Source organism: Arcicella gelida, from assembly GCF_034931025.1.
Lineage (GTDB): Bacteria > Bacteroidota > Bacteroidia > Cytophagales > Spirosomataceae > Arcicella > Arcicella gelida.
Window position 1 is genome coordinate 46,146 of the sequence record NZ_JAYGIL010000040.1, and the last position, 8,223, is coordinate 54,368.

Annotated in this window: 8 protein-coding genes; 6 read left to right on the plus strand and 2 right to left on the minus strand. The window is 36.3% G+C overall.

Annotated elements, in window-relative coordinates:
• Nucleotides 1-272 precede the first annotated feature (272 nt).
• From VB776_RS22155 to VB776_RS22170, 4 genes are all read left to right on the plus strand, one after another.
• Entirely contained in the window at nucleotides 273-1,427 is a 1,155-nt protein-coding gene (locus VB776_RS22155) for a GlmU family protein (RefSeq protein ID WP_323699056.1), read from the plus strand.
• A gap of 159 nt (nucleotides 1,428-1,586) precedes the next feature.
• Entirely contained in the window at nucleotides 1,587-2,696 is a 1,110-nt protein-coding gene (locus tag VB776_RS22160; RefSeq protein ID WP_323699057.1) for a DNA polymerase III subunit, read from the plus strand.
• A gap of 177 nt (nucleotides 2,697-2,873) precedes the next feature.
• Entirely contained in the window at nucleotides 2,874-3,803 is a 930-nt protein-coding gene (gene hemC / locus VB776_RS22165) for a hydroxymethylbilane synthase (protein WP_323699058.1), read from the plus strand.
• Nucleotides 3,804-3,872: 69 nt separating this feature from the next.
• Nucleotides 3,873-4,265 carry a hypothetical protein gene (locus tag VB776_RS22170; protein ID WP_323699059.1) on the plus strand — a complete coding sequence of 131 codons (393 nt, stop codon included), beginning with the start codon at nucleotides 3,873-3,875 and terminating at the stop codon, nucleotides 4,263-4,265.
• An 85-nt stretch (nucleotides 4,266-4,350) separates the two neighbouring features.
• Here VB776_RS22170 and VB776_RS22175 read toward each other — a convergent pair whose 3' ends face one another.
• Nucleotides 4,351-5,934 carry a GDSL-type esterase/lipase family protein gene (locus tag VB776_RS22175; protein WP_323699060.1) on the minus strand — a complete coding sequence of 528 codons (1,584 nt, stop codon included), beginning with the start codon at nucleotides 5,932-5,934 and terminating at the stop codon, nucleotides 4,351-4,353.
• 213 nt (nucleotides 5,935-6,147) lie between these two features.
• On the opposite strand from VB776_RS22175, the gene VB776_RS22180 reads away from it, so the two are divergent.
• Complete coding sequence (locus tag VB776_RS22180) at nucleotides 6,148-6,858, plus strand: peptidylprolyl isomerase (protein ID WP_323699061.1); 711 nt, start codon at nucleotides 6,148-6,150, stop codon at nucleotides 6,856-6,858.
• Between the two features lie 41 nt (nucleotides 6,859-6,899).
• Here VB776_RS22180 and VB776_RS22185 read toward each other — a convergent pair whose 3' ends face one another.
• Complete coding sequence (locus tag VB776_RS22185; RefSeq protein WP_323699062.1) at nucleotides 6,900-7,049, minus strand: hypothetical protein; 150 nt, start codon at nucleotides 7,047-7,049, stop codon at nucleotides 6,900-6,902.
• 47 nt (nucleotides 7,050-7,096) lie between these two features.
• Between VB776_RS22185 and VB776_RS22190 the strand changes: the two genes are divergently transcribed.
• Entirely contained in the window at nucleotides 7,097-8,011 is a 915-nt protein-coding gene (locus VB776_RS22190; RefSeq protein ID WP_323699063.1) for an SDR family oxidoreductase, read from the plus strand.
• Nucleotides 8,012-8,223: the final 212 nt, after the last annotated feature.

Genomic DNA, 8,223 nt, shown 5'->3' on the forward strand with positions numbered 1-8,223 from the left:
GAAAGGTTTTTTTATGATAAATTATCGGTAATATATAACTTATATTTGTGGTGATTATCTGTTGTTAAGTGAGCATACGGCATTAAATCAATTTTTTTGCTTTAGGCAATAGGCTGTAAGCCGTAAGCGGAAATACTTTTTATAGTAAAAAATAAACATTTTGCCTATTGCCTAAAGCTTACAGCCTAAAGCAAAATTTTAAAACTAATTTTGTATGCTAATCAATTATTAAATATTCTTGCCCAGCGGATGGGATATTCCGTACTAAGTTTATGAATTTTATCCTTTTTGATGAGATACAGATTCGTCAGTCTTTGTTGCCTCTAACTTTTACTCGTCCTGTCAGCGAAATCCGTATTGGAATTCAAACCATCAGCGAAAAATGGCAAGCCTACTTGCAAAGCAAAATTTCATTTCATACACAAGATTATTTACAGGCAAAGTATCCATTAATCTTGACTGAAGATAATATATTTATCAACGGTGCAGTTTGCCCAACGAAAACTTTACTTGAAGCAATTCAGCAATTAGCACCCGAAACTGCTTTACTTCAAGGAGAAACCATTCTTGCTTACAGAAGTAAAGAAGCCAAAGATACTTTTGAAAATACGATTGCTTTCGAAGGTTCTCTCCGAATTATTCGTCATGCAATAGATATTTATACACACAACGGCGAGCAAATTACCAATGATTTTGAGAGAATCACCGCAGGAAGAACCTCGCAACCCATTAATGACCGCTTTACTGCTTTTTATAATGAATCACAGATTTTTATTGAAGAAGGTGTTGATTTAAAATCGGTTGTACTCGATGCTACACATGGTCCAATTTATATTGGCAAAGGCGTAAGCCTAAGTATTGGTGCTTTGATTCAAGGCCCTTTTGCCATTTGTGAAAATTCAGTCGTGAATATGGGAGCAAAAATGCGTAGAAATACAACCATTGGCTCGCATTGTAAGGTAGGCGGAGAAATCAGTAATTCCGTTATCTTTGGCAATTCAAACAAAGGACACGAAGGCTTCATGGGTAATTCTGTGATTGGCGAGTGGTGTAATTGGGGAGCTGATACTAATAATTCTAATTTGAAAAATGATTATTCAAAAGTAGAATTGTGGAGTTATGTAAGTAATCGTTATGAAAATACAGGTTCGCAATTTGTGGGTTTAATCATGGGCGACCATTCTAAGTGTGGTATCAATACAATGTTTAACACTGGAACGGTTGTAGGTGTGAATTGTAATATTTTCGGAGCAGATTTTCAACCAAAACATATTCCTTCATTTTCGTGGAGTAACGGAAATGGTACTTTCAAAACTTATCATTTGCGTAAAGCAAACCAAGTAGCCCGTGCTGTTTTGGAACGTAGAGGAAAAGAATTTGATGCTGTTGAAGAACAAATTTTGAAAGCAATTTTTGAATTAATTTGAAAATTTGGGAATTTGAAGATTTGAAAGTGTGGTAATTTGAAAATGAAATATGAGTAAGCTACTTATTTTCAAATCATCAAATTTCCAAATTCTTCCACTTTTTCAAATCTTCAAATTTTCAAATTCTCTCACATCATCAAATTTTCAAAATAGAAATAAATGTTATTTAAAGAAATCCCAGGTTTAAGTGCCATCAAAAATACGCTGATTCGTTCGGTGCAAATGAACCATGTGGCTCATGCACAATTGTTTCATGGAGCAGTTGGCGGAGCAAACTTGGCTTTGGCTTGGGCATATTCTACTTATATCAATTGCGAGGATAAGACTGAAACAGATGCCTGTGGGCGTTGTGCGTCTTGTATCAAAATGGCGAAAATGGTGCATCCTGATATTCACCATATTTTTCCGACTCCGAGTGCGAAGGAAACTATTTTGGAATTATTGCCCACTTGGCGTAAGTTTTTGATTGAAAGTCCATACAGAAGTTTAACGGATTGGTTGGAGTTTACAGGAGCAACTGGCAATAAGCAAGGAATTATTCCTATCAAGGAAGCTCATAATATTATTGAGAAAATTTCGCTCAAGGCTTTTGAAGCAGAGTACAAAATCTTGATTATTTGGCAACCAGAATTAATGAATATTGAGTCGGCGAACTCTTTATTAAAAATTTTAGAAGAACCGCCTACCAAAACGCTGTTTATTCTCGTATGTAACGATACCAACAAGTTATTAACAACGATACTTTCCAGAACGCAAAGAGTAATGATTCCTGCTTTTTCGGATGAAAATACAGTTGAATACCTTACCGAAAAAACTGGAGTAACAACCGAAAGAGCTAAACAAATTGCGTACTTATCCGAAGGAAATATCTCAAAAGCAGTAGCTTTAACCACCCATGAAGGACAAGTACAGCATGAATGGTTTGCCAATTGGATGCGAATGGCGTACAAACCGAATGTACAAGCTTTGATAAAATTAGCTGATGAATTTGACGGAATGTCGAAAGAAGACCAAAAAGGCATGATGGAGTACGGCTTGAATATTTTCAGAGATTTATTACTTTGGAAAAACGGTGCAGAAGCTTTGGTGAGATTAGAAGGAGAGGAACTTACTTTTGTACAAAATTTTTCAAAAGCCGTAAAAATTGAATCCATCGAACTGATTGTTCAAGAGTTCAGTCAAGTATATTATTATTTAGAACGCAACGCAAGGGCGAAAATATTACATTTAGATTTATCACTAAGCATCGCCCGATTGTTTAAAAGTTAAGTAAAAAGACGTTATTCGTTAACGTGTATCAGTTATTTGTATTTTCTTAATAAGTAGATAAAAACTATTACCTTTTCCAATTAGGATTCGAATTAATTCGAATCCTAATTGAAATTACCCCAAAACTAAAAGCTTACAGCTCAAGGCTTATAGCTCAGAGCTAATAATCATCCAACCATGAGTACAATAAAATTAGGAACGAGAGGGTCAAAATTAGCACTTTGGCAAGCGTACTTCATCAAAGAAACATTAGAAAAAGGCGGTTTATCTGTTGAAATCGTCATTATCAATACTAAAGGAGACCAAATCTTAGACCGTTCCTTGTCGAAAATTGGCTCAAAAGGAGTATTTACGGAAGAATTAGAAGAAAAACTTCGTTCGGGCGAAATAGATATTGCACAACATTCTGCCAAAGATTTACAATCGGAATTAGCAGATGATTTAGAATTAATTGCCTTTACCGAGCGTGAAAAAGTAAACGACGTTTTGGTAAGTTATGACAAAAGTTTGTCGCTGGAAAGTGAAAAATCTTTTGTGGTTGGTACTTCTTCGACCCGAAGAGTAGCAATGTTGAAGCATTTTTATCCGCACATCAAAACTGTGGATATGCGTGGAAACTTGCAAACTCGTATGGGCAAATTAGAAAGTGGCGTTTGTGATGCTTTGTTATTGGCTTATGCAGGAGTACATCGCATGGGCTACGAAGAACATATAGCCGAACTAATTTCTTTAGATAAATTTACGCCCGCCGTCGGACAAGGTTCTGTGGCGATAGAATGTGCCGTTTCGTTGGATGCTGAAAAGAAAGCAAAAATTCGTGAATTGTGTAATCATGGCGAAACAGAACAACAATTACTGGCAGAACGTGCTTATTTGAGACGCTTACAAGGTGGTTGTAGTATTCCAGTTTTTGGCTTGGCACAAACTGCTGAAAACGGAGAATTGACGATGACAGGTGGAATCATCAGTTTAGATGGTCAAGAAGTGTTGAAAGAAAGAGTATCAGGAACTGATGCTGTTGAAGTAGGCGAAATTTTAGCAGACAAGATTTTAAAACTGGGTGGAGATAGAATTTTGAAAGAAATTCGTGCGGGGTTGAATAGTTAGTGGATTAGTGATTTGTGATTGAGTGATTACGATAGTCATTTTATGAACCTTCTTCAATAAAATCATTTTATGTCTGCTGAAAATATCTTCAAAAAACTTCGTTTAGATAGCGATAAACAGCTTTTGATTGTGAATGCTCCTGAAAGTTACTTATCGTTATTGGCAGGTTCTAATTTTGATACTGAACCAAAAGCGGAGGGAATTTATGATTTTGTACAAGTATTTGCCTTTCAGCAAGCTGAATTGGAGACTTTAATGCAGTCTGTAAGTAAAGCTGGAAAATTCGATTGTGTATTTTGGGCTTGTTATCCAAAAGGAACAGGTAAAATAAAAAGTGATATTAAACGTGAAACAGTTTGGACGGCTTTTGATTTAATCGGGCTTCAAGCGGTTTCACAAGTAGCTATTGATGAAACTTGGTCTGCTTTGCGTGGCAGACCAGCAACAATGGTAGGAAAGTAGGTCGAGATTCCATCTCGACCACGGTTATGAAAAGAAAGTATATGACAGGAAACAAGTCGAGATGGAATCTCGACCTACTGTTCTTTTATTTCAAAGCCTTTGCAATAGCTTCTTTTGCCAATTTCTCCATGATTTTATAGCAAGCAATTGTTGGATGTACGCCGTCTTCTGCCATTTCCTTGCTCAATCCATTTCTTTCATCTTTCAAAGGCGTGAAGTAATCAAGATACACCAAGTTGTATTGTTTTGCTAATTGTTTGATGCCTTCGTTCAAAGCCATTACTTTGCTTGGTACATCTTTAATTTCCTTTCTCCACGGAAAAGCCGCAGCGGGCATCACCGAAGCCAAAATCACCTTGATATTATTCGCTTTGGCGATTTCAATCATTGATTTATAATTTCCCAAAGTATATTCTGGCATATAATCGCCCGTGTTTTCTGCAATGTCGTTGATACCAATGTTGATAATGACTACTTTTGGTTTCAAATCCACCGCATCCTGACGAAAACGTAATAAAGTTTGTGGGGAAGTTTGTCCGCTGATGCCTCTTCCTACATAATTATTGCTGTTAAAAAAGTCAGCGTCAGCACCAACCCAACCTTCTGTGATTGAATCTCCTGTAAAAACAACTCTTGTTTGTCCTTGTTTTGGCTCACCGATTTCGGCATTGGCTTTTTTGTATTTTACCAAATTTGCCCAATCTCTTCTTTCTCTTTCAGCATTTTGTTTTGAAAACATTTCTAATTGTTCTTCGGTAAATTGTTGTTCCCATTTGTTAGGATAACGTTTCTTGAGATAACCTTGTAGTTTCAACCAATCGCCAAAACGTTCGTACCAAGTATCGGTCGGGATTTTTTGTTTATTCATACCAAAACCATGTCCGCCTTTTTCATAAATGTGCATTTCTACGGGTTGTCCTGCGGCTTTCCAATCTAAATATAATTGTGCGTTTGCTGGTGCAAAACCCAATTGGTCATCAGAAGCCAAAGCGATAAAGATGGGCGTTTTTTCTTTAGGAATATTCTTGATTTCCTCTACGGCTTTTGTGTAAGCGTAAATGGGAGCGATAAAATTAGGTTTACTTTCTTCGGTAGCTTTGTAAGTTGCTCCTAAAGTAAGGGTTGCTCCAGCCGAAAAGCCAATCATCCCAATTTTGTTTGGATCGATGTCGTACTTTTCTGCATTTTTTCGGATGTATTTAATGGCAGTTGAAGCATCTTGAATCGCCAAAGGAATTACTGGTGCATTTTCTTCATCCAACGTTTTGAAGTTACCCATTTTTCCCATCAATTCTTTCACTGGGTCGTCGGTGAAACTTCTGGCTACTCTGTACTTCAAGACGAATGCGGCAATCCCTTTTGAGTTTAAATACTTGGCAACCTCAATGCCTTCACTGTCGATAGAAAGCGTATGAAATGCTCCGCCCGGTGCAATCAACATTGCCGTTCCAGTCGCTTTGTCTTTGTCTGGTAAAAAAGCCGTAATGGTTGGTTCGGCTACGTTATAGACTATTCTGGTTTTGAAAATGTTATTTGTGTTTTCGGCTTCCGACCAAGTCCAGTTTTCAGAACCTGGGGCTTTGCCTGAATACAATTTGGTGACTTCCTGTGAGAAAGTAGAGAAACTGAGGAGTAAAGCACAAATTAAACTGTAATGTGTTTTTTTCATAGTTATTAAAATTTGAGATTGTAATGAATTAAGCAGCATGAATGTAATTCTATGTCTGTCAAAATATGCTTGAAGTTAATCATGAATTATCAGTTAACAATATCCAATTCCAAAAACTGATGCTGGTTTTTATGATTGTGATTCTGTGCATCAAGAAAAAAATAGTACATTTAGTTTTTAACGTTTCATCTCACTAAAATGGTCTCGTTTGGCATGATTTCAAACAAAAAAACACTCTTATTCCTACTCGTATCATTCATTTCTTTGGAGACTTTTTCGCAAAGTAAAAGAAAAGAATATCTCGTTACTTTTAGCACACCTTTTGGCGAAATGCACGCTATTTTGCACAATGAAACGCCACAGCACAAAAAGAATTTCTTGAAATTGGTGAATCATAAATTTTATGATGGTTTACTTTTCCATCGTGTTATCAAGTCATTTATGATTCAAGGTGGAGACCCGAATTCAAAAAAAGCAAAAGAAGGAGAGTTATTAGGAAATGGCGATGTGGGCTACAAAGTACCTGCTGAAATCACGCCTGAATTGTTTCATAAAAAAGGTGTTTTGGCGGCGGCACGTGATAATAATCCAGAAAAAGCGTCTTCGGGTTGTCAGTATTATATCGTGCAAGGTCAGGTTTGGAATGATTCAAGTTTGACGAAACAAATGGCGAGAAGTCCGTTGAGAACTTATACGGAAGAACAAAAAAACGTTTATAAAACCATTGGCGGAACTCCACATTTGGATGGAAATTATACCGTTTTCGGACAAGTAATTGATAATTTATGGGTGGTAGATTCGGTAGCAAATCAGGCGAGAGACAAAAATAATCGTCCTTTAAAAGATATTCCGATGAAAATTACTTGTAAAAAAATGCGTAAAAAGAAGATTACTAAATTGTATGCTTATACATTTGGAGATTAAATGTTAAGAAAAGAACATTAATACTTTATGTAATATTTTTATTAATTAAGGTAGAAGTATTTTTCGAAATTCCGCTGTTTGAGCGGAGCGAGTTTCGGAATTTCTTGAATTTCTTTTGTTACTTTTCTTGTTTCAAGACAAGAAAAGTAAGCAGTAGAGAATAGGATTTTACTCTCTAGCTTATGTGACATAGTTTTGATAAACGGGACAAACCCAAAAATGATTTTTGAATATATATATGTCAAAAAAGAAAATACTTATTACAGGTTCTAATGGTTTGTTAGGGCAAAAGCTAGTTTTGTTATTGGCAAACCAAAGCGATATTCATTTAATTGCTACGGCTCGTGGCAAAAACCGATTACCATTTACAGAAGGCTACGAATATCTGGAAATGGATATTACCAATCCTGAACAAGTAGCAGAAATAATAGAACAAGTAAAACCAAATGCCATTATTCACACCGCCGCTATGACGAATGTTGATCAGTGTGAATTTGAAAAAGATTTATGTTGGGCAATGAACGTAAAAGCTGTGGAGTATTTGACAGAAGCTTGCGAAAAGCATGATATTTATCTTTGTCACCTTTCAACAGATTTTGTATTTGACGGGAAAGCTGGACTATATTCAGAGGAAGCACAACCAAGTCCAGTAAGTTATTATGGTTGGACGAAATATGCAGCGGAGGAAGTAGTGAAGCGTTCAAAATGTCGTTGGAGTATCGCCAGAACAGTTTTGGTTTATGGTATCGTTTCGGACATGAGCCGAAGTAATATTATTTTATGGGTAAAAAAATCCTTAGAAGAAGGTAAAAATATCAAAGTGGTTACCGACCAGTTTCGCACACCTACTTTGGCAGAAGATTTGGCAAAAGGCTGCTGGTTAATGACTGATAAAGAAGCGGAAGGAGTTTTTCATATTTCGGGGAAAGACTTTTTAACGCCTTATGAAATGGCGATTAAAACGGCTGATTTTTTCCATTTAGATAAATCATTAATTAGCGAAGCCGATTCAAGTAATTTCACTCAGCCAGCGAAACGCCCACCAAGAACTGGTTTTATTTTGGATAAAGCTATTGCTGAATTAGGATACAATCCAGTAAGTTTTGAAGAGGGGATTGCTGTTGTGGCGGAACAAACTAAAGAGAACGATTAAATTCAAACTTGAAATTTATCACTAGGGCTAGACTTAAGTCCAGCCCTAGTGATAAATTTGGATTCAACTCAACAAAAAAATCCCTACAAGAACTAGGCTTCCCTTGAAAATTGTTTTTCGATATTGCTTTACGATAAAATCCACTCATGTTCTGGGTGGATTTTTGCTTTCATCTGAGGTGCTTTATTTAAAAAATACAATTTTGTTTGATT

Excerpts from the sequence above, each read along its gene's own strand:
- VB776_RS22155 (WP_323699056.1), top strand. The coding sequence starts at position 273 with ATGAATTTTATCCTTTTTGATGAGATACAGATTCGTCAGTCTTTGTTG.
- VB776_RS22160 (WP_323699057.1), top strand. The coding sequence starts at position 1,587 with ATGTTATTTAAAGAAATCCCAGGTTTAAGTGCCATCAAAAATACGCTG.
- hemC (WP_323699058.1), top strand. The coding sequence starts at position 2,874 with ATGAGTACAATAAAATTAGGAACGAGAGGGTCAAAATTAGCACTTTGG.
- VB776_RS22170 (WP_323699059.1), top strand. The coding sequence starts at position 3,873 with ATGTCTGCTGAAAATATCTTCAAAAAACTTCGTTTAGATAGCGATAAA.
- VB776_RS22175 (WP_323699060.1), bottom strand. The coding sequence starts at position 5,934 with ATGAAAAAAACACATTACAGTTTAATTTGTGCTTTACTCCTCAGTTTC.
- VB776_RS22180 (WP_323699061.1), top strand. The coding sequence starts at position 6,148 with ATGATTTCAAACAAAAAAACACTCTTATTCCTACTCGTATCATTCATT.
- VB776_RS22185 (WP_323699062.1), bottom strand. The coding sequence starts at position 7,049 with ATGTCACATAAGCTAGAGAGTAAAATCCTATTCTCTACTGCTTACTTT.
- VB776_RS22190 (WP_323699063.1), top strand. The coding sequence starts at position 7,097 with ATGTCAAAAAAGAAAATACTTATTACAGGTTCTAATGGTTTGTTAGGG.